The organism is Xanthomonas sp. JAI131 (assembly GCF_013410075.1).
GTDB lineage: Bacteria > Pseudomonadota > Gammaproteobacteria > Xanthomonadales > Xanthomonadaceae > Xanthomonas_A > Xanthomonas_A bonasiae.
Map to the genome: position 1 here is coordinate 787,818 of NZ_JACCCN010000001.1, position 25,038 is coordinate 812,855.

A 25,038-nucleotide genomic window follows, 5' to 3' on the forward strand; every position below is an offset into this window, starting at 1 on the left:
CCATCCAGTGGGCGCCGCTCAGGCGCTCGCCGGCCGCTGGCAGACGGCTTCGATGTTGTGTCCATCCGGATCCAGCAGGAAGGCGCCGTAGTAGTTGGGGTGGTAGTGCGGACGCAGGCCTGGGGCGCCGTTGTCGCGACCGCCGGCGGCCAGCCCGGCGCGATGGAAGGCATCCACCTGGGCGCGGTCGGCGGCGACGAAGGCCAGATGCAGTTCGCCGCCGGCGCCGGCGGCGCCATCGGTCAGCCAGACGCTGGGCTTGCCGTCGCGGCCGAAGCCGATGTGGCGGCGATCGCCGCTCTGTGCCGCGCTCACCTCCATCACGATGTCCAGCCCGAGCGTGGCCAGTGCGGCGCGATAGAAGGCGAGGCTGCGCTCCAGGTCGACGCAGCGCAGGCCGATGTGGTCGAACGGGCTCACCAGAATCCCAGCCAGTTCGGGTCGCGCTTGTCCAGGAACGCGCTCAGGCCTTCCTGGCCTTCGGCCGAGACCCGCAGCCGCGCGATCAGCGCGGCGTTGTCGCGGTCCAGCGCGGCGTTGTCGCCGCCGGCGGCGACCCGGCGCACCAGCGCCTTGGCGCCGGCGGCGGCGAGCGGGCCGGCCTGGCCGAGCAGTTCCACCTGGCGCTGCACCGCCGCGTCCAGCGCGGTCGGCGCCACGGTCTGGTGCACCAGGCCGATCTGGGTAGCGGTCGCCGCATCGAACGCTTCGGCGCTGGCGAACCAGCGCCGCGCCTGGCGCGCGCCGATCGCGGCGATCACATACGGCGAGATCACCGCCGGCAACAGGCCCAGGCGGCTCTCGCTGAGCCCGAAGCGGGCATCGGTGGAGGCCACCGCGATGTCGCAGCAGGCGACCAGCCCGACCGCGCCGCCGAAGGTCGCGCCGTGCACCCGCGCCACGGTCGGCTTGGGCAGTTCGTCCAGGGTGCGCATCAGCTGCGCCAGCGCCAGCGCATCGGCCAGGTTGTCGGCCTCGCTGGCGCCGGCCATCGAACGCATCCACTGCAGGTCGGCGCCGGCCGAGAACGCGGCGCCGGCACCGGCCAGCACCACCACCTTGACCTTCGGATCGGCGCCGATCTGGTGCAGCGCTTCGGTCAGCTGCGCGATCAGTCCGGCGTCGAACGCGTTGCGCACCTCGGGTCGGTTCAGCCGCAGCGTCAGGACCTTGCCTGAGCGCTCCAGCAGCAATGCATCGCTCATCGGCAGTTCTCGTACGGAGGGATAACGGCAGCCATATGGGAATCATAGCGGGCCGCGCCGGCCGCGCCATCATGCGCTGCGACGGTGCTACAATTGATAACCATTCTTATTCGACGGAACGTTCCGTGACGTTGTCCGACATGCCGTTGCGCAGCACCGCCACCGTAGAGACCGTGCACGACCGCCAGCCCAACGACGCCATCGCGCGCCGCCTGCGCGAGCTGGGGTTCGTCGCCGGCGAACAGGTGCAGGTGCTGGCCAGCGGTCCGGTCGGCGGCGAGCCGTTGCTGGTGCAGGTCGGCTATACCCGTTTCGCCCTGCGCCGCAGCGAAGCGGCGCGGGTGCAGGTCAGCGTCGGTGCCGCCGCCGAGGCGCAGTCATGAGCGCGGACGCCGTTCCGCTGCGCCTGGCCCTGGTCGGCAATCCGAACTGCGGCAAGACCGCGCTGTTCAACCAGCTCACAGGCAGCAAGCAGAAGGTGGCCAACTACGCCGGCGTGACCGTCGAGCGTAAGGAAGGCCGCTTCCGCGCGCCGTCCGGGCGCGACTTCGCCGTGCTCGACCTGCCGGGCGCCTACAGCCTGCAGCCGGCCAGCCTCGACGAGGCGATCACCCGCGACCTGTGCCGCGGCTTCTATCCGGGCGAGCCGGCGCCGGACGTGCTGGTGTGCGTGGTCGATGCCACCAACCTGCGCCTGCATCTGCGCTTCGCGCTGGAACTGCGCGAACTGGGCAAGCCGATGCTGGTGGCGCTGAACATGGTCGATGCCGCGCAGCGCCGCGGCATCCAGATCGACCGCCAGGCGCTGGAAGACGCGCTCGGGGTGCCGGTGATCGAGACCGTGGCGGTGCGCCGCAACGGCGCCAGGGCGCTGGTCGAGCGGCTCGACGCGCTGGCTCCGGCGCTGCCGCCGGCGGTGGCGCCGGCCGAAGGGCAGGGCGACTACCACCAGCAGGTGCGGCGCATCCTCGCCGCCGCGGTGTCGATGCCGACCCGCACCTCGCGCATCGACGACGCGCTGGACCGCTGGCTGCTGCACCCGGTCGCCGGGCTGCTGACCCTGGCGGTGGTGATGTTCCTGATCTTCCAGGCGGTGTACGCCTGGGCGGCGCCGCTGATGGACTTGATCGACGGCGGCAGCAAGGCGCTCGGCGCCTGGGTCGGTGCGACGCTGCCGCCCGGGCCGCTCAACAGCCTGCTGGTCGACGGCATCATCGCCGGCCTCGGCGGGGTGGTGATCTTCCTGCCGCAGATCCTGATCCTGTTCGCCTTCATCCTGGCGCTGGAGGAATCCGGTTACCTGCCGCGCGCGGCGTTCCTGCTCGACCGCATGATGGCGGCGGCCGGATTGTCGGGGCGCTCGTTCATCCCGCTGCTGTCCAGCTTCGCCTGCGCGGTGCCCGGCATCATGTCCACGCGCAGCATCCAGGACCCGCGCGACCGCCTGGCCACGATTCTGGTCGCGCCGCTGATGACCTGCTCGGCGCGCTTGCCGGTGTACGCGCTGCTGATCGGCGCGTTCATCCCGCAGAAAAAAGTCTGGGGCGTGTTCAACCAGCAGGGCCTGGTGCTGTTCGGCCTGTATTTCGCCGCGATCGCCAGCGCGCTGGCGGTGTCGTGGACGATGAAGAAGTGGCGCCGCGACAAGGGCGAGCACCCGTTGCTGCTGGAGTTGCCGTCGTACCGCGTGCCGCACCTGCGCGACCTGGCGCTGGGCCTGTGGGAGCGCGCGGCGATCTTCCTCAAGCGCGTCGGCGGCATCATCCTGGCGCTGACCATCCTGCTGTGGTTCCTGCTGTCGTTCCCGGCCGCGCCGGCCAACGCCACGTTGCCGCCGATCGACTACAGCTTCGCCGGCCGCATCGGCCATGCGATGACCACGGTGTTCGCGCCGCTGGGCTTCAACTGGCAGATCTGCATCGCGCTGATCCCCGGCCTGGCCGCGCGCGAAGTGGCGGTGGCGTCGCTGGCGACGGTGTACGCGCTGTCGGCGGCCGACGACGATGCCGCCGCGCAGGCGCTGTCGCCGCTGATCAGCGACGGCTGGTCGCTGGCCACCGCGCTGTCGCTGCTGGTCTGGTACATCTACGCGCCGATGTGCATTTCCACCCTGGCCACGATCAAGCGCGAGACCAACTCGTGGAAGCAGATGAGCTTCGCCGCGTTCTACCTGTTCGCGCTGGCGTATCTGGCCTCGCTGGTCACCTACCAGGTCGCGGCGGCACTGGGAGCCGGCTGAGATGAGCGCTTCGCTGCTGTTGCAGTACCTGGTGATCGCACTGGCGGTCCTGCTCAGCGCCTGGGTGGTGCTGAAGAAGCAGTTTCCCGGCACCGCACGCAAGCTGCGCGGGGCTATCGCCGTGCGCCTGCTCAAGCCGGGTCGCCCATCCTGGTTGCAGGCCATGGGCCGCAGGATCGCGCCTGCGGCCACCGCCGGTGCCGGCGCGTGCGGCGGCTGCGACAGCTGCGGCCCGGCACCGCCGCGCCGGCATTGAACTGGCAGCGGCGGGCGGCAACGATGCGCCGACACCGGCTGCCATGAGCGATCTGCCGCTGCCCATGCCGCCGGCGGCCGCCTTCTTCGGCCTGGATCTGCAGGCGCTCGCGCCGCCGCGGCGCGACGCATTGCGTCACGCCGATGCCGATTTCCGTGCCGTCGCGGCTGGTCGCGTGCCGCTGCACGCGCGCATCGATCCCGAAGCGCCATTGCCGGCCGACGGCGGCACCCGCTATTACCGGGGGCAGGGCTATCGGTTGACCGTGTTGCGCCGCCTGTCCTCCATCGGTGCGCAGACCGCGATCGCCTACGGCCCGATCCTGCAGTTGGACGAGGCGCTGTTCGCGGCGGCGGCACTCCCCGCCATCTCGGATGTGCGTCTGTATACGCCTGCCGCGCTGGGGCAATTGTTGGGCGCCGCAGCACAGGCTTGATGCCGGCACCCGCGGACCGTTGTTCGGCGGCCGTCATAGCGGCGGCTGCGACTGCTGCGGCCTGTCACCGTCGCGGCGGCATCGACGTTGCCGGCAGGCGAATGGCGGAGGCGACACTTGCTGCCGTGAGGCTGCGCCATCGGGCTGTGCCTGCGGCGATGGCTGTTGCCGACATCGCGTTGCGCTCAAAAAAGCCTGCCCGCATCCGCGCGCGCGACCGGTTCGCGTAGCGGTCGCGCCGCAGCGTCTTGGCTGCACGATGCGCTCTGCGCTGGCGCTGCGTTGAAGCGCTACTGCCATGCCTGCGTGATAAGCAACGTAGAAGGCTCAGTGGCGATCTTGCGGGAAGGTGGGCAGCGGTCGCTGCCAGCGCAAGCGCGGGGCCGGCCGACCGGATTTTCAAATTAGTTCAATATTATAATATTCATACAATTTGATTTTCTGCATCCAGTTAATTTTGCGTGCCACCAATATGTAGCATTGCCTGGATAGGCTGCGCACCGTCACTCCAACTGGAATTCCTTGGTAAATGTCGATCGAAATACTCCGCACGCCATGCGGAGGTTTTCGCTGCGTTTTCCAGGGTGGTCGTGTGTGACGCAGTGGCGCTATTTGTCTACATCTTGGGCTGGCTTATTTATTAGGGAGAGTGGTATGTCGAAATTAAAAGTAAGGGTCATCTTGTTTTCGTTGGTCCTATTCTTGTTCAGTGGCGTCGCCGCTGCAGATCCGTCTACGCAATTGAGAACCACCTTCGGCGGCTGGGTCGGCAAGCAGCAGCGTTCCGAATATATCGACGGATCGGACTGGCATTACTGCTTCAGCAACCAGGGCGGTTCCTGCGGTTCGGTGGCGCTGACCACGGGCCACAGCTCTTGCGTGACCCGTGGATTCAATATCGGTATCAAATGGGCGGTTCCCACCCGGGTCGGTTCGATGGAAATCAACGGCGGTTACAACAACTCGTGGTCGGCGTGCAATGTCCGTTCGGAAACCGTGACCTGTTCGCCGAAACCGGGCTGGAAGGGCCGCGCTGCGATCCTCTTCAGCGAGCGTGTCGGCACGGTCAACGTGGTCGGTGGCGATCCGGATTATTACGTCACGTTGCGGTCGTCCTGTCCGGCAGGCTGGAAGTCGAACTGGGAAGGTGGCTCCGGCTGGTCCTGTCGCTACGACGGCGGCACCTATTCCCGACAGGGTTATCTGCCGGAATGGCGCGGCAGCACCTGCGACTACGAGCGCATCTAAGCGCGCCTCGCGATGGCGGAAGCTCCCCGTGCTTGCGCGTCAGCGCAGGTACGGGGTTGTGCCGGTGTTCTTCCAGACCTGTGACAATCCAATGAAAATAATGAAGAGTCCTGTACGTCGCGGCTACCTGCCGCTGGCGATCGTCGGCGGTTTGTTCGCCTTTACCGCGTTGTACTTCTACCAGCATGCGCACGCTGACCTGCCTGGCGCAGAAGGCGAGATCGCCGCGCCGGCAGGCTCCTCCGGCCAGGTTCGCCTCGGCATGGCCATCGATGCGGCCAATCCTCATCGCTCCGCGCAAGCCGCGATCGAAGATGCGCCAATGCTAGACGGCGCCGCCGACGCGGCAACGCCGTTCGACGCCGGCGAGGTCCAGCGCCGTCTGCGCGAGTTCTTTGCCCGGGTGAACGCCAACCCGCCACCGTCGCGCGCCGAGCGGGACGCGTTCGCGGCGCGGTTGCTGGCGTCGGTCGACGGCAGCGCCGAGGCGAGACAGGCGGTGGCCGAGGCCTACCGGGCCATGCCGGCAAGCCAGGCGATGGAACGCGACATGTTGCGCGGCATGCTGGTGCCCTCGCCGCAGGGACGCGCGCTGGTACTCGACGAGGCCAACCAGATCTGGGCCGGCAAGGACAAGGGACTCTACGCAGAAATGTACGAGACCTATTTCAACCTGCCTGGCCAGGCAACACGGGAGGTCTACGCCGATGCCCTGGCGACCCTGGACGCGCGCGGGACCGATCAGCGCACCGCGGTGGCCGCGCTGAACTTCATCGGCACCATCGAGAACGACGTCTCGCCCGGTGCCGACGCGCTCAAGCGCAGCGCGGTGGCGCAGATGGACTCGCTGGCCTCGGGCGATGGCGACGCCTTGGTGCGCGCCCTGGCGGTGCAGAAGATCTACCGCCTCTCCGCCCCGGACGAAGCCGCGGATGTGGCGGTGAACTACATCGCACGTGGCGCCACCAGCCCCTTGGTGATGACCACGCTCGATGCCGTCGCCAGCGGCGACGTGCAACTGAGCCCGACCCTCAGGTCCACGCTCGCCAGCGCGGTCGCGCGCCCCTCGGCGTCCAGTGCCGAGCGCCAGCGGTTCGGGCAGGTGGTCGGAGCGGGTCGATAGCCGGCCACCAGGTCTGCGCGGCCAGCGAGGACACGGCGCCCGTGTCGGGCCAGCTGGCGTCCGCTGGCCGGCGCCGCGAACTCTGCCGCTGCAGCCACCCCGTCCGCAGCATCGAGATCGCGCCGGACCATGCTCGGCGCTGGTCGAGGCGCGCGCCACCCTGGGCGCTCCGTTCCTGCGGACCGCCACGCGTAGCGACGCCACCATCGTGCGTCGACGTTGCCGACCCAGGCCTGCGCCAGCGCAGGCCTGGGTCGGCCCGGTCCATCGCCGGCCGGCGCTGTCGCTTGCGCTGCGCTGCACAGTGGAGCGCGGCCATGCTGCCGCTATGCTAGTGGCCATGACGACCTCCTTCCAGTTCTCCCGCCGTGCGCAGGCGCTGACCAGTTCGGCGATCCGCGAAATCCTCAAGGTCACCGAACGCCCGGAGGTGATCTCCTTCGCCGGCGGGCTGCCGTCGCCGGACACGTTCCCGGTGGCGCGCATGCAGTACGCCTGCGACAAGGTGCTGCGCGAGGCGCCGCAGGCGGCGCTGCAATACGGCCCGACCGAAGGCTATCTGCCCTTGCGCGAATGGGTGGCGGCGCGGGTGAGCCGCGACGGCGCCAGCATCCGCCCCGGCCAGGTGCTGATCACCACCGGATCGCAGCAGGGCCTGGACCTGCTCGGCAAGGTGTTCATCGACGAAGGCAGCAAGGTGCTGGTGGAGACGCCGAGCTATCTCGGTGCGCTGCAGGCGTTCTCGCTGTTCCAGCCGGCGTTCGCGGCGATGCAGTCCGACGACGACGGGCTGGTGGTGGATGCGCTGGACGACGCGCAACTGGCCGGCGCGCGCTTCATGTACTGCCTGCCGAACTTCCAGAACCCGACCGGGCGGCGCCTGCCGCTGCACCGGCGCCAGGCGCTGGTCGCGCGCGCGGCCGCCGCCGGCGTGCCCATCGTCGAGGACGACCCCTACGGCGAGCTGTGCTACAGCGGCGACACGCTGCCGAGCCTGCTGTCGATGAATCCGGACGGGGCCATCTACATGGGCTCGTTCTCCAAGGTGCTGGCGCCTGGCCTGCGCCTGGGTTTCGTGGTCGCGCCGGAAGCGGTGCACGCCAAGCTGGTGCAGGCCAAGCAGGCGGCGGACCTGCACACGCCCTCGTTCAGCCAGCGCATCGTCTACGAGGCGGTGCAGGACGGCTTCCTGGATGCGCACATCCCCGGTATCCGCAGCCTGTACGCGAGCCGCTGCCAGCAGATGCTGGCGGCGCTGGAGAAGTATTTCCCGTCACAGGTGCGCTGGAATCGTCCCGCCGGCGGCATGTTCATCTGGGTCGAACTGCCGGCAGGCATGGACGGCGGCGCGCTGCTGGCCAAGGCGATCGAGCGCAACGTCGCCTTCGTGCCGGGCGCGCCGTTCTACGCGGTCGAACCGCAGCGCAATACCCTGCGCCTGTCGTTCGTGACCGTGCCGGAAGAGCGCATCGAGCGCGGCGTGCGCATCCTCGGCGAACTGCTGCAGGCCGAGATCGCCGCGCATCGCAGCGCGGCGGCCTGATCCGGCACCCGGACGCCTGCGCATGCACTCGGCTGCGGCATTGGACCTGGGCGTGGACGCGGTGCTGGTCGGCCGTGCGCAGGCGTTCACCCGGCCCGGCAGCCGCAGCGCGATCGCCAAGCGGCCGCTGCCGGGGCGGTTGCGGATCGGCATCGACGGCCTGGAACTGGACGAGCAGGGCGACCGTCGCGTGCACGGCGGCCCGGACAAGGCGCTGCACCACTATCCGTGCGACCACTACGCGGCCTGGCGCCAGGAACTGGGTGCGCATGCCTTGCTGGAGGCGCCGGGCGCATTCGGCGAGAACCTCAGCACGCTCGGCGCCACCGAGGCCGACCTGTGCCTGGGCGACCGGCTGCGGCTGGGCACGGCGCTGGTCGAGGTTTCGCAGTCGCGGCAGCCGTGCTGGAAGCTGTCCGACCGCTTCGGTGTGGCCACGCTGGCGCGGCGCGTGCAGGAAAGCGGCCGCACCGGCTGGTATTACCGCGTGCTGCAGCCGGGCGAGGTCGCCGCCGGCGATCGCCTGACCCTGCTGGAGCGGCCCTACCCGGACTGGTCGCTGACCCGCCTGATCCAGCTGCTGTATCGGCGCGAGGTGGATCCGGCGCAGCTGGAGCAGGTGCTGGAACTGCCGCTGGTGCCGAACTGGCGCGTGCTGTTCGAGCGGCGCCTGGCCCAGCGCGAGGTCGAGTGCTGGGACAAGCGCCTGCTGGGGCAGCCGGCGGCCGAGTAGGGCGCTCAACCGCAGGGCCAGCGGCGGCGACCAGCGGAACCGCGGACCTTCCGGGGTTGAATGGCGTCGGGTCTGCAGCCCTTCCACAGTGCACCCAGCCCGCTGTCCGCAAGCCCCTGTAGGAGCGGCTTCAGCCGCGACAAGGGATGTCAGTAAGCCTTGCGATTTCGCTTGTCTGTCGCGGCTAAAGCCGCTCCTACAGGGCACCCTGCAAGAGGGCCACAAGACCGTTGTGGGAGCGACTGCAGCCGCGATGAACTTCCGTTGCCGGATGCCGTCAACGCTCGACCCGCCTGCGTTGCCGACCAACGCCACGGCGCCGCACCCCTGTCGCCCACCGCGACAAACCGCTAGCCTTGTGCGATGACGACTTCCCCCGTACGTGTGTTGATTCATGGTGCATCCGGCCGCATGGGCCAGGCGCTGTTGCGCCTGGCGGCGCAGGACCCGGCGCTGCAGGTGGTGGGGGCGGTGATCCGGCGTGCGCCGGCGCAGCGGGTGGTCGACGGGGTGCCGTACTTCGCCGCGGCCGAGCTGAACGGCGCGCCGGCGTTCGACGTGGCGGTGGATTTCAGCCTGCCGCAGGGCTTCGACCCGGTGCTGGCGCTGTGCGTGGCGCGCGGCGCGGCGCTGGTGTCCGGCACCACCGGCCTGGACGCGGCGCAGCGGCAGGCACTGGCCGACGCGGCGGCGGGCATCCCGCTGATCTGGGCGTCCAACTTCAGCCTCGGCGTGGCGGTGCTGAACGACCTGGTGGAACGCGCCGCCGCGGCGCTGCCGGGCTGGGATTGCGACATCGTCGAATCGCACCACGTGCACAAGCAGGACGCGCCGTCCGGCACCGCGCTGACCCTGGGCGAGGCCGCCGCGCATGGCGGCGCGCAGCCGCGCTACGCCAGCTTGCGCGCCGGCGACATCGTCGGCGAGCACCTGGTGCAGTTCGCCGGACTCGGCGAGCGGGTGGAACTGGTGCACCGCGCCAGCAACCGCGACATCTTCGCCCGCGGCGCGCTGCATGCCGCCGCGCGCCTGCCGGGCCGCGCGCCCGGGGCCTACCGGCTGCGCGATCTGCTCGGCTGAACGGCGCTTTCACATAAACGTCTGGCGCGGACAGGTCCGCGTCGGTACAATTCTCGCTCGCCTGTTACCCATCGCCACGGACCCGGAGAAGCGCCGAGTTCGCGGTTTCTTGCAGCCGCAAGTTGGTGGGGCAGGGTTCCTCTCTCCCCAAGGCGAACCCCGTGACTCAACCCGCAATCCTTGTCCTTGAAGACGGCACCGTGTTCGAGGGCGAATCCGTAGGCGCCGCCGGCCTGTCCGTCGGCGAAGTGGTGTTCAACACCGCGATGACCGGCTACCAGGAGATCCTCACCGATCCCTCCTACGCCCGTCAGCTGGTCACCCTGACGTACCCGCATATCGGCAACACCGGCTGCACCGACCAGGACGACGAAGCCGCCCAGGTCTGGTCGGCCGGGCTGATCGTGCGCAGCGTGCCGCGCCGTCCCAGCAACTGGCGCAGCCAGGTATCGCTGCCGGACTGGCTGATCCAGCGCGGCGTGGTCGCCATCGCCGGCATCGATACCCGCAAGCTGACCCGCATCCTGCGCGAAAAGGGATCGCAGAACGGCGCGGTGATGGCCGGCGAAGTGAACGTGGACACCGCGCTGGAAGCGGCGCGCAAGTTCCCCGGGCTCAAGGGCATGGACCTGGCCAAGGTGGTCTCCACCGGCAAGGCCTATCCGTGGCGCGACGGCCAGCTCGACCTGGACAGCAACGCGTTCGCCCAGGCCGCACCGAAGTACAAGGTGGTGGCCTACGACTACGGCGTGAAGCTCAACATCCTGCGCATGCTCGCCGAGCGCGGTTGCGAGGTCACCGTGGTGCCGGCGCAGACGCCTGCCGCCGAGGTGCTGGCGATGCAGCCGGACGGCGTGTTCCTGTCCAACGGCCCGGGCGATCCGGCGCCGTGCGACTACGCGATCGCGGCGATCAAGGAAATCGTGGCCAGGAAGATCCCGACCTTCGGCATCTGCCTGGGCCACCAGCTGCTGGCGCTGGCCGCCGGCGCGCAGACCCTGAAGATGGGCCATGGCCACCACGGCGCCAACCATCCGGTGCAGGACCTGGACAGCGGCCGGGTGATGATCACCTCGCAGAACCACGGCTTCGCGGTGGACGAAGCGTCGCTGCCGGCCAACGTGCGGGTGACCCACCGCTCGCTGTTCGACGGCACCAACCAGGGCATCGAACTGACCGACGCGCCGGCCTTCAGCTTCCAGGGCCACCCGGAAGCCTCGCCGGGTCCGCGCGACGTGGCGCCGCTGTTCGATCGCTTCACCGCGCTGATGGCGGCCGCCGCCTGATGAGCGCCGCGCTGGCGCCGTCGCTGCGTCCACGCCGCTGGCGTTGGGGCGTATTGGCGTTGCTGGCGCTCGCGGCGTATCCGCTGTTCGTGCTGGTCGCGGTCTACGCGCAGTGGCTCGGCGCCGGTCTGCCCGGCGGGCGCAACGGCCCGGCCGATGCGTACCGCCACAGCCTGGCCAGCGCCATCGTCGCCTACACCCTGTCGCCGCGTTGCGTGGACTGGGTGACGGCGGTGATGGAGCGCGACGGGCGCGGCAACGCGAGCCGGGCGATGGATGCCCACAACAACCGGATCGGCGCGCGCATCGGCGCCGCCGCTCCCAGCTGGGCCGCGATGCAGCGCGAGGTTCGCGCCGCGGTCGACCATGGTGCGATCGACGCCCGATCGTCCGACCAGATCACCTGGCGCGCCCCCGCGGCGTGGCAGGACCGACTTTACTGAGAATCCCCATGCCCAAGCGCACCGACCTAAAAACCATCCTCATCATCGGCGCCGGCCCGATCGTCATCGGCCAGGCCTGCGAGTTCGACTACTCCGGCGCGCAGGCGTGCAAGGCGCTGCGCGACGAGGGCTACCGGGTGGTGCTGGTCAACAGCAACCCGGCCACGATCATGACCGACCCGAACATGGCCGACGCCGTGTACATCGAGCCGATCAACTGGCAGACGGTCGAGAAGATCATCGCCAAGGAAAAGCCCGATGCGCTGCTGCCGACCATGGGCGGGCAGACCGCGCTGAACTGCGCGCTGGACCTGGCCGACCACGGCGTGCTGGAAAAGTACGGCGTGGAACTGATCGGCGCCAAGCGCGAAGCGATCATGATGGCCGAGGACCGCGAGCTGTTCCGCGTGGCGATGGGCGAGATCGGCCTGGAATGCCCGAAGGCGGCGGTGGCGCACACCCTCGAGGAAGCGCTGGAGATCCAGACCCGGGTCGGCTATCCGACCATCATCCGCCCCAGCTTCACCCTCGGCGGCAGCGGCGGAGGCATCGCCTACAACCGCGAGGAACTGATCGAGATCGTGACCCGCGGCCTGGAGCTGTCGCCGACCAGCGAAGTGCTGGTCGAGGAATCGGTGCTGGGCTGGAAGGAGTTCGAGATGGAAGTGGTCCGCGACACCGCGGACAACTGCATCATCGTCTGTTCGATCGAGAACCTGGACCCGATGGGCGTGCACACCGGCGACTCGATCACCGTCGCCCCGGCGCAGACCCTCACCGACAAGGAATACCAGCGCCTGCGCGACGCCTCGATCGCGGTGCTGCGCAAGATCGGCGTGGACACCGGCGGCTCCAACGTGCAGTTCGGCATCAATGCGCAGACCGGCCGCGTCGTCGTCATCGAGATGAACCCGCGCGTGTCGCGCTCCTCGGCGCTGGCCTCCAAGGCCACCGGCTTCCCGATCGCCAAGGTCGCCGCCAAGCTGGCGGTCGGCTACACGCTGGACGAACTGAAGAACGAGATCACCGGCGGCCTGACCCCGGCCTCGTTCGAGCCGTCGATCGACTACGTGGTCACCAAGATCCCGCGCTTCGCGTTCGAGAAGTTCCCGCAGGCCGATGCGCGCCTGACCACGCAGATGAAGTCGGTGGGCGAGGTGATGGCGATGGGCCGCACCTTCTCCGAATCGCTGCAGAAGGCGCTGCGCGGCCTGGAGACCGGCAAGATCGGGCTCGACCCGACCGGGCTGGACTTGGGCAGCGAGGACGACATGGCCGCGCTCAAGCGCGAGTTGAAGGCGCCCGGTCCGGAGCGGCTGTTCTACGTCGCCGATGCGTTCCGCGCCGGCATGAGCGTGGAGCAGGTGCATGCGCTGTCGTTCATCGATCCTTGGTTCCTGGACCAGATCGAGGACCTGATCGCGCAGGAGAAGCAGCTGGCCGCCGACGGCCTGGGCTCGCTGGATGCCGCGCGCCTGCGCACGCTCAAGCGTGCCGGTTTCTCCGATGCGCGACTGGCCGAACTGTGCGGCACCAACGAGGCGGCGGTGCGCGCGCTGCGCCGCGCGCACAAGGTGCGCCCGGTGTACAAGCGGGTGGACTCGTGCGCGGCCGAATTCGCCACCGACACCGCCTACCTGTATTCGACCTACGAGGACGAGTGCGAGGCCAAGCCGAGCAACCGCGACAAGATCATGATCCTCGGCGGCGGCCCCAACCGCATCGGCCAGGGCATCGAGTTCGACTACTGCTGCGTGCACGCGGCGCTGGCGCTGCGCGAGGATGGCTATGAAACCATCATGGTCAACTGCAATCCGGAAACCGTGTCCACCGACTACGACACCTCCGACCGCCTGTACTTCGAGCCGCTGACCCTGGAAGACGTGCTGGAGATCGTCGAGCTGGAGCAGCCCAAGGGCGTGATCGTGCAGTACGGCGGGCAGACCCCGCTGAAGCTGGCGCGCGCACTGGAGGCCAACGGCGTGCCGGTGATCGGCACCAGCCCGGACTCGATCGACCTGGCCGAGGACCGCGAGCGCTTCCAGCAGCTGGTCGACAAGCTGGGCCTGAAGCAGCCGCCGAACCGCATCGCGCGCAACGCTGAAGAGGCGCTGGTGCTGGCGCGCGAGATCGGCTATCCGCTGGTGGTGCGCCCGAGCTATGTGCTCGGCGGCCGCGCGATGGAGATCGTCTACGGCGAATCGGACCTGGCGCGCTACGTGCGCGACGCGGTCAAGGTCTCCAACGACTCGCCGGTGCTGCTGGACCGCTTCCTCGACAACGCGGTGGAAGTGGACGTGGACATCATCGCCGACAAGGACGGCCAGGTGCTGATCGGCGGGGTGATGGAGCACATCGAGGAAGCCGGCGTGCATTCGGGCGACTCCTCGTGCTCGCTGCCGCCGTACTCGCTGTCGGCCAAGACCCAGGCCGAACTGCGCCGCCAGGTGGTGATGCTGGCCAAGGGCCTGAACGTGGTCGGGCTGATGAACACCCAGTTTGCGGTGCAGGTGGACGAAGCCGGCGACGACATCGTGTTCCTGCTGGAAGTGAACCCGCGCGCCTCGCGCACGGTGCCGTTCGTGTCCAAGGCCACCGGCATGGCGCTGGCCAAGATCGCCGCGCGCTGCATGGCCGGCAAGACCCTGGCCGAGCAGGGCGCGCTGAAGGAGATCGTGCCCGACTACTACTCGGTGAAGGAAGCGATCTTCCCGTTCGCCAAGTTCCAGGGCGTGGACCCGATCCTCGGCCCGGAGATGCGCTCCACCGGCGAGGTGATGGGCGTGGGCCGCAGCTTCGGCGCCGCGTTCGCGCGTGCGCAGGAAGCCGGCGGGATCAAGGCGCCGCCGCTGGGCAAGGCGTTCCTGTCGGTGCGCGACCCGGACAAGCAGCGCGTGCTGCCGGTGGCGCAGGCGCTGGTCGAGCGCGGCTACACCCTGGTGGCCACCAGCGGCACCTGCGCGTGGTTGCGCCAGCATGGCCTGCAGTGCGACCAGATCAACAAGGTGGCCGAAGGCCGCCCGCATATCGTCGATCTGATCAAGAACGGCGAAATCGTGTATATCGTCAACACCACCGAGGGCCGTGCGGCGATCTCCGATTCGTTCTCGATCCGGCGCGAAGCCCTGCAGCAGCGCGTCACCTATTCGACCACCGTTGCCGGCGCCCGCGCGCTGGTGCATTCATTGGAATTCCGCGGCACCGGTCCGGTCTGGGCGCTGCAGGAACTGCACAAGGAGCTGGAAGCGTGAGAGCCCCGATCACCATGCAAGGCGCGCTGCGTTTGCGCGAGGAACTGGACCAGTTGAAGTCGGTCAAGCGGCCGCAGGTCATCGCCGCGATCGCCGAGGCGCGCGCGCACGGCGACCTGAAGGAAAACGCCGAGTACCACGCCGCGCGCGAGCAGCAGAGCTTCATCGAAGGCCGCATCAAGCAGCTGGAGAGCGAGCTGTCGCATGCCGAGATCATCGACGTCAGCAAGCTGGCGGTCGGCAGCAAGGTGGTGTTCGGCGCGACCGTGACCCTGGCCGACGTGGAAAACGACGAAGAGAAGCGCTACCAGCTGGTCGGCGATCTGGAAGCGGACATCAAGCTGGGCCTGATCGCGATCTCCTCGCCGCTGGCGCGCGCGCTGATCGGCAAGCTGGAAGGCGACAGTGTCAGCATCGACGCCCCGGCCGGCCGTCGCGAGTACGAGATCGTCAGCGTCGAATACGTCGGCTGACGTCGTGGCGGTCGCCACCTTGTTGTTGCCGGAGCGCGCGCGCCTGGCCGCTGCGGCGCTGACCGGCGAGGTGGCGCGGGCGTTCGGCCGCGCCGACCGCGAGCGCCTGGAGCCCGGTTCCGAAGCGCAGTTGCGCCGCCATTTCACGCTGCCGCCCGGGCAATGGCCGGTGGCGGCGTTGACCCGCCAGCTGGACGCCGGCGACGCCGGCGACGCCGTGTGGCTGCGCGCCGATCCGGCGTATGTGGTGCCGGACATGCAGGGCGCGCGGCTGATGGCGCACGGCGACATGCTCGCGATCGACGCCATCGACCTGGCCGCGCTGCTGCCGTCGCTGCAGGACCTGTTCGCGGAGGCCGGCCTGGTCCTGGACGCGCCGGAAGCCACCCGCTGGTATCTGCGCCTGGCGCCGGACAGCGTGCTGCCCGCGTTCGCCGCACCGGCGCAGGTGCTCGGCGCCGATCTGTTCGACCATCTGCCGCAGGGCGAGGGCGGGCGCCGCTGGCGGGCGCTGCTGACCGAGGCGCAGGTGCTGCTGCACCAGCATCCGTGGAACCGCGAACGCAGTGCGCGCGGGCAGCCGGCAATCAACTCGCTGTGGTTCTGGGGCGGTGGCGCGTTGCCGGCCACGGTGACCAGCGCGCATGCGCAGGTGCGCAGCCGCGAGCCGCTGCTGCGCGCGCTGACCCAGGCCGCCGGCATCGACGCCGGGCAAACGCCGCGCGTCGATGCGCTGGTCGATCTGCGCCAGCTGCGCGCGCCCGAGCAGTTCGTCGGCGAGGTGATGCAGCCGCTGCTCGAAGCGCTGCGCCTGGGCGAACTGCAGCAACTGCTGCTGGATTTCGAGGACGGCACCCGTTTCCGGATCGAGCGCGAGCAGCGCTGGCGCTTCTGGCGGCGCCCGCTGGCACGCCTGGACGCATGAGCCCGCCGCTGCGCATCACCCGGCGGCCGGCCGCCGAGGGTGGGCCGTGGACGGACAGCGTGCTGCCGCTGTTGCGCCGCATCTACACCGCGCGCGGCGCCCACGACGCCAGCCTGGCGCAGCCGAAGCTGGCGCAGCTGCTGCCGCCGGATGCGCTGAGCGGCATCGACGCGGCGGTCGCGCTGCTGGCCGCCGCGATCGCCGCCGGCAAACGGATCCTGGTCGTCGGCGATTTCGATTGCGACGGCGCCACCGCCTGCGCGGTCGCGGTGCGCGGGCTGCGCCTGCTCGGCGCCGCGCAGGTGCTGCACGCGGTGCCGAACCGCATGGTGCACGGCTACGGCCTGTCGCCGGCGCTGGTCGCCGAGCTGGCGCCGCTGCAGCCGGACCTGCTGGTCACCGTGGATCACGGCATCGCCTGCCATGCCGGCGTCGCCGCGGCCAAGGCGCTGGGCTGGCAGGTGCTGGTCACCGACCACCACTTGCCGGGCAGCGTGCTGCCGCCGGCCGACGCGATCGTCGATCCGAACCTGGCCGGCGACGCGTTCCCGAGCAAGATGCTGGCCGGCGTCGGGGTGATCTTCTACGTGTTGCTGGCGTTGCGCCGGCACCTGCGCGAGCGCGGTGCGTTCGCGACCCAGGCGCCGGATCTGACGGTGTTGCTGGACCTGGTCGCGGTCGGCACCGTCGCCGACCTGGTGCCGCTGGACACGAACAATCGCGCGCTGGTGTCGGCCGGGCTGCGCCGCCTGCAGCGCGGCGACGGCTGCATCGGCCTGCGCGCCCTGATCGAAGCCAGCGGCCGCGATCCGGCGCGGCTCAGCGCCAGCGACATCGGTTTCGCGCTGGCGCCGCGGCTCAACGCCGCCGGCCGGCTCGAGGACATGGCGCTGGGCATCGAGCTGCTGCTGTGCGAGGACCCGCAGCAGGCGCGCGAAATCGCCGCCACGCTGGAACAGATCAACGGCGAGCGCCGCGCGGTGCAGCAGCAGATGACCGACGAGGCCGAGGCCACGGTGGCGCAGGCGCTGCTGGCCGCGCCGGACGCGCCACCGGTGGCGGTGTGCCTGTTCGATGCCGACTGGCATCCGGGCGTGATCGGCCTGGTCGCCTCGAAGATGAAGGACCGCCTGCATCGCCCGGTGATCGCCTTCGCCCCGGCCGAGCCGGGCAGCGACCAGTTGCGCGGCTCGGCGCGCTCGATTCCCGGCTTCCATATCCGCGACGCGATGGCCGCGGTGGAGGCGCGCCGGCCCGGATTGATGGACAAGTTCGGCGGCCATGCGATGGCCGCGGGCCTGAGCCTGCCGCAGGCCGCGCTGGCCGAGTTCGAACAGCTGTTCCGCGAGCATGCGCTGGCCAGCCTGGACGCGGCGCTGCTGCAGGCCGAACTGCTCAGCGACGGCGCACTGGATCCGCACGAGCTGGACCATCGCCATGCCGAGGCGCTGCGCCTGGCCGGTCCATGGGGACAGGGCTTCCCCGAGCCGCTGTTCGACGGCGAGTTCGAGGTGCTGCAGTGGCGCCTGCTGAAGGAGCGCCACCTCAAGCTGAGCCTGCGCTGCGCCGGCCGCGGCGAGCCATTGAACGCGATCCATTTCAACGGGTGGCGCGGCGACGAACCCGGCCGCCGCGTGCACATCGCCTACCGCCTGGTCGCCGACGACTACCGCGGCGGCGACGCGGTGCAACTGGTGGTGGAGCACTGCCGGAGCCTGTCGGGCTGATCCGTCCTTGGCCCCTCTCCCCTCGGGAGAGGGGTTGGGGTGAGGGTACGGCGCGAAAGCGACTCGCAGCGTTGGGTGCACGAGGCGGCGCCCGGACCCTCATCCGGCCCTGCGGGCCACCTTCCCCCGAAAAGCGGGCCATGGTCCCGACGGGAGAAGGGAACAGCCAGCCTCTCTCCCCCGCAGACGGCTTGGGTGAAGCTGGGATCAGCCGCATCGATGCAAGACTCAGCGGCCCGAGCACACCGCGCGAAGATTCCGGATAACCCCGCTGCGCCGCCCCGGACGTTCAAGCTGTACCGTCCCATCAAGGAGTGATCCATGCCGTACGTCGCGCGCAAAGGCCTGTGCCTGCTGTTGTTCTCGCTGTTGTCGGCGGCCGCCGTGCCGGCCTTGGCCCAGACCGCGCCGCAGCGGCAACTCCTCGCCCCACTGCTGAAGACCGATCACAGCGAGCGCCCGGTCGAGCTGCGCTCGGCGACGGTGAGCGCGCACGCCGCGGCCGGCCTGGCCGAAACCACGGTGGAGCTGCTGTTCTTCAACCCCAATGCGCGCGTGCTGGAAGGGCAACTGGCGTTCCCGCTGCGCGAGGGCCAGCAGATCAGCGGCTTCGCCTTGGACATCGACGGACAGATGCGCGACGCGGTGCCGGTGCCGAAGGCGCGCGGGCGGCAGGTGTTCGAGGCGATCGAGCGGCGCGGCGTGGACCCGGGCCTGGTCGAGCAGACCGCCGGCAACCAGTTTCAGCTGCGGCTCTATCCGATTCCCGCGCACGGCAGCCGCCGCGTGCGCCTGGTCTATCGCGAGTCGCTGCCGCGCACTGCCGCCGGTTGGCAGTGGCGGCTGCCGCTGGGCTATGCGGCCAGCGCCCAGACGCTGCGCCTGGCATTGAGCACGCAGGCGGCGCCGGTGGACACCGCCGCGTTGCCTGCGGGCCTGCGCCTGTCGCCGGCGCCCGGCGGTTACGCGGCGGCGTGGTCGGGCACGCCCGCGCAACTGCCCAGGGAACTGGCGCTGTCGTTGCGCGCGACCAGCGATCCGCGCGTCGCGGTCGGCAGCCACGACGGCCAGCGCTATTTCCAGGCGCTGCTGCCGATCGCCGATCTGCACGGCGCACGCCCGTTGCCGCAGCGCATCGGCCTGCTGTGGGATGCATCGGGTTCGGCGCGGCAGCGCGACATTGCCGCCGAACTGGCCTTGCTGCAGCGCTATTTCGCCGCGCTGGGCAACGCGCAGGTCGATCTGGTCGTGCTGCGCGACCGCGCCGAGGCGCCGCGCCGGTTCCAGGTGCGCGCCGGCGACTGGAGCGCGTTGAAGGCGACGCTGCAGGGCCTGCAGCCGGACGGCGCCAGCGCGCTGGGCGATTGGCGGCCGGTGGCGGACGTGCAGGAGTATCTGTTGTTCAGCGATGGCCTGGGCAATTACGGCGCGCAGGCCTTGCCGGCGCTGGCGCCGGGCCAGCGCCTGTACGCGGTCGATTCGGCCGGTGCCCATGCCGATGCCGCACGCCTGGCGGCATCGGCGGAAGCGCGCGGCGGCCGCTTGATCGAGCTGCATGGCGTGCAGGGCGTGCAGCAGGCCAGCGAACGGCTGCTGCAGCGCGGCGGCGAACTGGTGGCGTTACAGGGCGAGGGCGTCGCCGATCTGGTCGCCGATTCGCGCTACGCCGACGACGGCTATCTGCGCATCGCCGGGCGCCTGCTCGCGGCCGATGCGACGCTGCACCTGGAGATCGCCACCGCCGCCAGCACGCGCCGCCTGAGTCTCCCGTTGCGCGACGCCAGCGAGGTGCCGGGCGAGCTGGTGCCGGGCGCCTGGGCGCGGGCCATGCTGCGCAGCCTGGCCGCCGATCCGACAGGCGACGCCGCACGCCGCCAGCAACTGGCCAGCCGCTTTGGCCTGGTCAGCGCCGAGACCTCGCTGCTGGTGCTGGAGAACGTCGACGACTACGTGCGCTACGCCATCGCGCCGCCAGCGGCGCTGCGCGAGGCGGTGGCGCGCGCGCAGGCGCAGCGCCAGCAAGCGCAGGGCGAGCAGCGCAAGCAGCGCATCGATCGCGTCGCCGAGGATTTCGCCCAGCGCGTCGCCTGGTGGCAGCGCACGTTCCCGAAGAACGCGCCGCCGCAGCCCAAGCCGCAACGCGAGGAGCACGACGCCAGTCGGGAGCGGCGGGACGGCGTTTCGCGGCCCGCACCGGCGATGGCCATGGCGCCGCCGCCTGCACCCGCCGCGCCGATGCCGGCCGCGGAGTCCGCCGAGCTGGAGGCGGTGGTCGTCACCGGCGCGGTCGCGGCCTCGGACGGCGACGCGGCGAACGCCGATGCGCGTGCCGGCGCGCCCGCATCCACCACGATTTCCCTGGCATTGCAGCCGTGGCAGCCGGATTCGCCCTACGCCCGGCGCCTGCGTGCCGCCGCGCCGGAGGCGGTCTATCCGCTGTACCTGAGCGAGCGCGCCGCGCATGCCGACAGCGTGGCGTTCTATCTGGACGTGGCCGATGTGCTGTTCGAACGCGGCCAGCGCGAGCTGGCGCTGCGCGTGCTGTCGAACCTGGCCGAACTGCAGCTGGAGAACCGCCATGTGCTGCGCGTGCTCGGCTACCGGTTGCTGCAGGCGGGAAGGGCGGACCTGGCCGTGCCGGTGTTCGAGCAGGTGCTGCGGCTGGGCGAGGAAGAGCCGCAGAGCTTCCGCGACCTGGGCCTGGCCTACGCCGCGCGCGGCGACGCGCAGGCCGCGATCGAACAGCTGTACCAGGTGGTCGCACGCGACTGGGACCCCCGCTTCGACGGCGTGGCGCTGATCGCCTTGAACGAATTGAACGCGATCGTGGCGCGCTCGCAGCGGCCATTGCAGACCGCCTTCATCGACCCGCGCCTGCAGCGCAACCTGCCGCTGGACCTGCGCGTGGTGCTGAACTGGGACAGCGACAACAGCGACATGGATCTGTGGGTGACCGATCCCAACGGCGAGCGCTGCTACTACGCGCACCGCTCGACCTACCAGGGCGGGCAGCTGTCGCAGGACTTCACCGGCGGCTACGGGCCGGAAGAGTTCTCGCTGCGCCGGGCCAAGCCGGGCAAGTACAAGGTGGAGGCGAACTTCTTCGGCGACCGCCAGCCGCTGGTCACCGGCGCCACCACCTTGCACCTGCAGCTGAGCACCGGCTGGGGCAGCGCCACGCAGCGCGACCAGCAGGTGACGCTGCGGCTGAAGGACAAGAAGGAGACGATCCTGGTCGGCGAGTTCGAGGTGCGCTGAGGCCGTCCGCGCGCCGGCCATTGCCGAGTGGCCGGCGCGCTAAAATGCGCCATGTCCGAATCGCCCGCCACCAGCGTCTACGCCCGCTTCCTGCCGTGGCGCCGCAGCTTCGAGATCGGCTTCTGGGTCGCGCTCACCCTGGTCAACAGCACCGCCAACAGCGTCACCGTGCTGATGGACATCCGCAAGGCGGGGCTGCACTTCGCCGCGTGGGAGCCGGCGCTGTGGGAATGGTCCAGCAATCTGATGTTCCTGCTGATCGTGCCGCTGCTGGCGGCGCTGACCCGGCGCCATCCGTTGCATTGGGACAACTGGCGGCGCCGTCTGCCGGCCTACCTGCTGGGCAGCGTCGCGCTGTCGGTGCTGCACGTGCTGGGCATGGTCGCGATCCGCAGCGCGGTGTACCGCCTGCAGGGCATGCACTACGACTTCGGCCCGTGGCCGCAGGGGCTGGCCTACGAGTATCTGAAAGACGTGCGCAGCCTGGCCTCGATGCTGCTGTGCGTGGAGATGTACCGCTTCCTGCTGCGCCGCTGGCAGGGCGAGGCGGCCCTGCTCGGCGCGCCCGACGAAGGCCCGCCGGTGGAGTCGCTGGAGCGCCCGGAGCGCTTCCTGGTGCGCAAGCTCGGCCGCGAGTTCCTGGTCGCCGCCGCCGATATCGAATGGCTGCAGGCCTCGGGCAACTACGTCAACCTGCACGTGCGCGGCCACGACTACCCGCTGCGCAGCACCATGGCCGCGATCGAGGCCAGGCTCGACCCGGCCGTGTTCGTGCGCATCCATCGCAGCTACATGGTCAACCTGGGCTGCGTGGTGTCGATCGAACCGCTGGAGGCCGGCGAGGCGCGCGTGCACCTGCGCGACGGCGGCCATGTGCCGTGCAGCCGCCGCTACCGCGCCGCCCTGCGCACGGCGGCCGGGGAGGGCGAGGCGGCGATCGCCGAGTGATCGCGGCCCGGCCCGGTCGCGGCAGCGCGCGCGCTGTGGCGCGGCGGCCGGAATTGCTAGAATCGCGCTCTTGTTTGCCGTTTGCCGGAATGCCGCCATGATCGAACTCAATCCCATCCGCCACCGCATCGCCGATCTGTCCGATCGGGTGCTGTCGCTCCGGGGGTTTCTTTGACTACGACGTCAAGAAAGAACGCCTAGAGGAAGTCACCCGGGAGCTTGAGAGCCCCGATGTCTGGAACGACCCCGAACGCGCCCAGGGCCTGGGCCGCGAACGCGCCAACCTGGAGAAGACCGTCGGCGGCATCGCCAGCGTGCTCGACGGGCTGAACGAGGCGCTGGAGTTCCTGGAACTGGCCGAGAGCGAGGACGACGAGGACACCGCGCTGGCGGTGGTCGCCGATGTCGACCGCTTCCAGGCGCACGTGGAGAAGCTGGAATTCCAGCGCATGTTCTCCGGGCAGATGGACGCCAGCAACGCCTTCGTCGACATCCAGGCCGGCGCCGGCGGCACCGAGGCCCAGGACTGGGCCGAAATCCTGCTGCGCATGTACCTGCGCTGGTGCGAGTCGCGCGGCTGGAAGACCGAGCTGATGGAAGTCTCCGGTGGCGAAGTGGCCGGGATCAAGTCGGCCACGCTGCGCGTGGAAGGCGATTTCGCCTACGGCTGGCTGAAGACCGAGACCGGCGTGCACCGGCTGGTGCGCAAGTCGCCGTTCGACTCGGACAACCGCCGCCATACCAGCTTCACCTCGGTGTTCGTGTCGCCGGAAGTGGACGACAACATCGACATCGACATCAATCCGGCCGACCTGCGGACCGACGTCTACCGCTCCTCCGGCGCCGGCGGCCAGCACGTCAACAAGACCGAGTCGGCGGTGCGCATCACCCACATCCCGACCAACATCGTCGTGGCCTGCCAGACCGGGCGCAGCCAGCACCAGAACCGCGACAACGCGATGAAGATGCTCGCCGCCAAGCTGTACGAGCTGGAGATCCAGAAGCGCAACGCCGAGCGCGACGCGGTCGAGGCGACCAAGTCGGACATCGGCTGGGGCAGCCAGATCCGCAACTACGTGCTCGACCAGAGCCGGATCAAGGACCTGCGCACCGGCATCGAACGCACCGACACGCAGAAGGTGCTCGACGGCGACCTGGACGAATTCGTCGAGGCCAGCCTCAAGTCCGGCCTGGAAGTCGGCGCCAAACGCAGCGACGCCTGAACCGTCGGCCCCCGCCCGCCGTGGCGGAGGCCGGCCACGCGGGGCAGCCCCCCGCATCTGCTGCATCCTCTCCCTTCTTCTCCGCGTACCCATTCCCATGACCGAGCAGACCCCCGCGCCGTCCCTTCCCGTCGACGAGAACGGCCTCATCGCCGAACGCCGCGCCAAGCTGGGAGCGCTGCGCGCGCAGGGCGTGGCCTATCCGAACGATTTCCGCCGCCACGATTTCGCCGGCGACTTGCAGGCCGAATTCGCCGATGCCGAGCGCTGGAGCGCCGAGGCGCTGGAGGCCGAAGGCCGCAGCCTGCGCCTGGCCGGGCGCCTGCTGGCCAAGCGGGTGATGGGCAAGGCCAGCTTCGTGCAGCTGCAGGACGAATCCGGGCGCATTCAGCTGTTCCTGCAGGCCAACGCGCTGGGCCCGGCCTACGACGCTTTCAAGGGCTGGGACATCGGCGACATCATCGGCGTGGAAGGCGGGCTGACCCGCACCAAGACCGGCGAACTGTCGGTCAAGGCCACCGCGCTGCGGCTGCTGACCAAGGCGCTGCGCCCGCTGCCGGACAAGTGGCATGGCCTGTCCGACGTGGAGCAGCGCTACCGCCAGCGCTACGTGGACCTGATCGTGTCGCCGGAGGCGCGCGAGGTGTTCGTCAAGCGCTCCAAGATCATCCGCGCGATGCGCGCCTGGCTGGACGCGCGCCGCTTCCTGGAAGTGGAGACGCCGATGATGCATTACATCCCCGGCGGCGCCACCGCCAAGCCGTTCACCACCCACCACAACGCGCTGGACCTGGACCTGTACCTGCGGGTGGCGCCGGAGCTGTACCTGAAGCGGCTGGTGGTCGGCGGCCTGGAACGGGTCTACGAGATCAACCGCAATTTCCGCAACGAAGGCGTCAGCACCCGGCATAATCCCGAATTCACCATGATGGAGCTGTACGAGGCCTACGCCACGTACCACGAGGTGATGGACCTGACCGAGAGCGTGATCCGCGACGTGGCCCAGGAGGTGCTCGGCACCACCCAGGTGCACTGGGACGGCGCCGACATCGACCTGGCCCCGGCGTTCCGCCGCTGGCGCATGGACGAGGCGGTCCGCCACCACAACCCCGAGATCAGCGCCGCCGACTGCACCGACCGTGAGGCGCTGCTGCGCCACTGCGAGCGGCTGAAGATCCGCACCAAGCCGTCCTACGGCTGGGGCAAGCTGCTGCTGGAGATCTTCGAGGCCACCGTCGAGCACACCCTGATCCAGCCGACCTTCATCACCGACCACCCGGTCGAGGTGTCGCCGCTGGCCCGTTCCAGCGACACCGAACCCGGCTATACCGACCGCTTCGAGCTGTTCATCAACGGCAAGGAGATCGCCAACGGCTTCTCCGAACTCAACGATCCGGAAGACCAGGCCGCCCGGTTCCAGGCCCAGGTGGCGGCGAAGGAGGGCGGCGACGACGAGGCCATGCACTTCGACGCCGACTACATCCGTGCGCTGGAGGTCGGCCTGCCGCCCACCGGCGGCCTGGGCATCGGCATCGACCGGCTGGTAATGTTGCTGACCGGCAGCAATTCGATCCGTGACGTGCTGCTGTTCCCGTACATGCGTCCGGAGGCTTAATCTAGCCGAAGGCGGCGGTGGCCTTG

General features: G+C 69.8%; 21 protein-coding genes. 19 read left to right on the top strand and 2 right to left on the bottom strand.

Annotated features, from left to right (window positions below):
• Positions 1-18: 18 nt before the first annotated feature.
• Both HDC36_RS03215 and HDC36_RS03220 read right to left on the bottom strand, forming a co-directional pair.
• Positions 19-420: a VOC family protein gene (locus tag HDC36_RS03215; RefSeq protein WP_179564377.1), complete on the bottom strand. Its 402-nt coding sequence runs from the start codon at positions 418-420 to the stop codon at positions 19-21.
• Entirely contained in the window at positions 417-1,205 is a 789-nt protein-coding gene (locus HDC36_RS03220) for an enoyl-CoA hydratase-related protein (protein WP_179564379.1), read from the bottom strand. Before HDC36_RS03220 ends, HDC36_RS03215 begins: the two co-directional genes overlap by 4 nt.
• A 125-nt stretch (positions 1,206-1,330) precedes the next feature.
• On the opposite strand from HDC36_RS03220, the gene HDC36_RS03225 reads away from it, so the two are divergent.
• The 19 genes from HDC36_RS03225 (at position 1,331) to lysS (ending at position 25,012) form a co-directional block, all read left to right on the top strand.
• Positions 1,331-1,588 carry a FeoA family protein gene (locus tag HDC36_RS03225; protein ID WP_139117945.1) on the top strand — a complete coding sequence of 86 codons (258 nt, stop codon included), beginning with the start codon at positions 1,331-1,333 and terminating at the stop codon, positions 1,586-1,588.
• On the top strand, positions 1,585-3,444 hold the full coding sequence (locus HDC36_RS03230) for a ferrous iron transporter B (protein WP_179564381.1): 1,860 nt from the start codon (positions 1,585-1,587) through the stop codon (positions 3,442-3,444). Before HDC36_RS03225 ends, HDC36_RS03230 begins: the two co-directional genes overlap by 4 nt.
• Before the next feature lies 1 nt (position 3,445).
• Positions 3,446-3,700: a DUF6587 family protein gene (locus HDC36_RS03235; protein WP_179564383.1), complete on the top strand. Its 255-nt coding sequence runs from the start codon at positions 3,446-3,448 to the stop codon at positions 3,698-3,700.
• Positions 3,642-4,136, top strand: coding sequence for a hypothetical protein (locus HDC36_RS03240; protein WP_179564385.1), 495 nt, complete (start codon positions 3,642-3,644; stop codon positions 4,134-4,136). Before HDC36_RS03235 ends, HDC36_RS03240 begins: the two co-directional genes overlap by 59 nt.
• Before the next feature lie 654 nt (positions 4,137-4,790).
• Positions 4,791-5,384 (top strand): hypothetical protein, encoded by a 594-nt coding sequence (locus HDC36_RS03245; protein WP_179564387.1) that lies wholly within the window; start codon positions 4,791-4,793, stop codon positions 5,382-5,384.
• A gap of 58 nt (positions 5,385-5,442) precedes the next feature.
• The gene (locus tag HDC36_RS23410) at positions 5,443-6,507 is read left to right on the top strand and encodes a hypothetical protein (protein WP_255432572.1); all 1,065 of its coding nucleotides are present in this window, start codon (positions 5,443-5,445) and stop codon (positions 6,505-6,507) included.
• Positions 6,508-6,835: 328 nt separating this feature from the next.
• Positions 6,836-8,050 carry a PLP-dependent aminotransferase family protein gene (locus tag HDC36_RS03255; RefSeq protein WP_225210146.1) on the top strand — a complete coding sequence of 405 codons (1,215 nt, stop codon included), beginning with the start codon at positions 6,836-6,838 and terminating at the stop codon, positions 8,048-8,050.
• Positions 8,051-8,072: 22 nt separating this feature from the next.
• Positions 8,073-8,783, top strand: a complete 711-nt coding sequence (locus HDC36_RS03260; protein ID WP_179564391.1) for an MOSC domain-containing protein — start codon at positions 8,073-8,075, stop codon at positions 8,781-8,783.
• Between the two features lie 363 nt (positions 8,784-9,146).
• On the top strand, positions 9,147-9,863 hold the full coding sequence (dapB, locus tag HDC36_RS03265; RefSeq protein WP_179564393.1) for a 4-hydroxy-tetrahydrodipicolinate reductase: 717 nt from the start codon (positions 9,147-9,149) through the stop codon (positions 9,861-9,863).
• A gap of 161 nt (positions 9,864-10,024) precedes the next feature.
• Positions 10,025-11,149, top strand: a complete 1,125-nt coding sequence (gene carA, locus HDC36_RS03270) for a glutamine-hydrolyzing carbamoyl-phosphate synthase small subunit (RefSeq protein ID WP_179564395.1) — start codon at positions 10,025-10,027, stop codon at positions 11,147-11,149.
• Positions 11,149-11,592, top strand: coding sequence for a hypothetical protein (locus HDC36_RS03275; RefSeq protein ID WP_104558976.1), 444 nt, complete (start codon positions 11,149-11,151; stop codon positions 11,590-11,592). The genes carA and HDC36_RS03275 overlap by 1 nt, the downstream gene beginning before the upstream one ends.
• A gap of 8 nt (positions 11,593-11,600) precedes the next feature.
• Complete coding sequence (gene carB, locus HDC36_RS03280) at positions 11,601-14,843, top strand: carbamoyl-phosphate synthase large subunit (RefSeq protein WP_179564397.1); 3,243 nt, start codon at positions 11,601-11,603, stop codon at positions 14,841-14,843.
• Between the two features lie 8 nt (positions 14,844-14,851).
• On the top strand, positions 14,852-15,316 hold the full coding sequence (gene greA / locus HDC36_RS03285; protein WP_170867603.1) for a transcription elongation factor GreA: 465 nt from the start codon (positions 14,852-14,854) through the stop codon (positions 15,314-15,316).
• Positions 15,317-15,320: 4 nt separating this feature from the next.
• Positions 15,321-16,241: a phosphoglycerate mutase gene (locus HDC36_RS03290; protein WP_179564399.1), complete on the top strand. Its 921-nt coding sequence runs from the start codon at positions 15,321-15,323 to the stop codon at positions 16,239-16,241.
• Entirely contained in the window at positions 16,238-17,968 is a 1,731-nt protein-coding gene (gene recJ, locus HDC36_RS03295; RefSeq protein ID WP_179564401.1) for a single-stranded-DNA-specific exonuclease RecJ, read from the top strand. The genes HDC36_RS03290 and recJ overlap by 4 nt, the downstream gene beginning before the upstream one ends.
• Positions 17,969-18,289: 321 nt before the next feature.
• Positions 18,290-21,226 (top strand): VIT domain-containing protein, encoded by a 2,937-nt coding sequence (locus HDC36_RS03300; protein WP_179564403.1) that lies wholly within the window; start codon positions 18,290-18,292, stop codon positions 21,224-21,226.
• Positions 21,227-21,277: 51 nt separating this feature from the next.
• Positions 21,278-22,174: a LytTR family DNA-binding domain-containing protein gene (locus HDC36_RS03305; RefSeq protein WP_179564405.1), complete on the top strand. Its 897-nt coding sequence runs from the start codon at positions 21,278-21,280 to the stop codon at positions 22,172-22,174.
• 97 nt (positions 22,175-22,271) lie between these two features.
• Positions 22,272-23,397, top strand: a protein-coding gene (gene prfB / locus HDC36_RS03310; RefSeq protein ID WP_179564407.1) for a peptide chain release factor 2 whose coding sequence is annotated in 2 segments (ribosomal slippage) — positions 22,272-22,346 and positions 22,348-23,397 — 1,125 coding nt in all. Because the reading frame shifts where the segments join, the coding sequence is not laid out codon by codon here.
• 97 nt (positions 23,398-23,494) lie between these two features.
• Positions 23,495-25,012, top strand: coding sequence for a lysine--tRNA ligase (gene lysS, locus HDC36_RS03315; RefSeq protein ID WP_179564409.1), 1,518 nt, complete (start codon positions 23,495-23,497; stop codon positions 25,010-25,012).
• Positions 25,013-25,038: the final 26 nt, after the last annotated feature.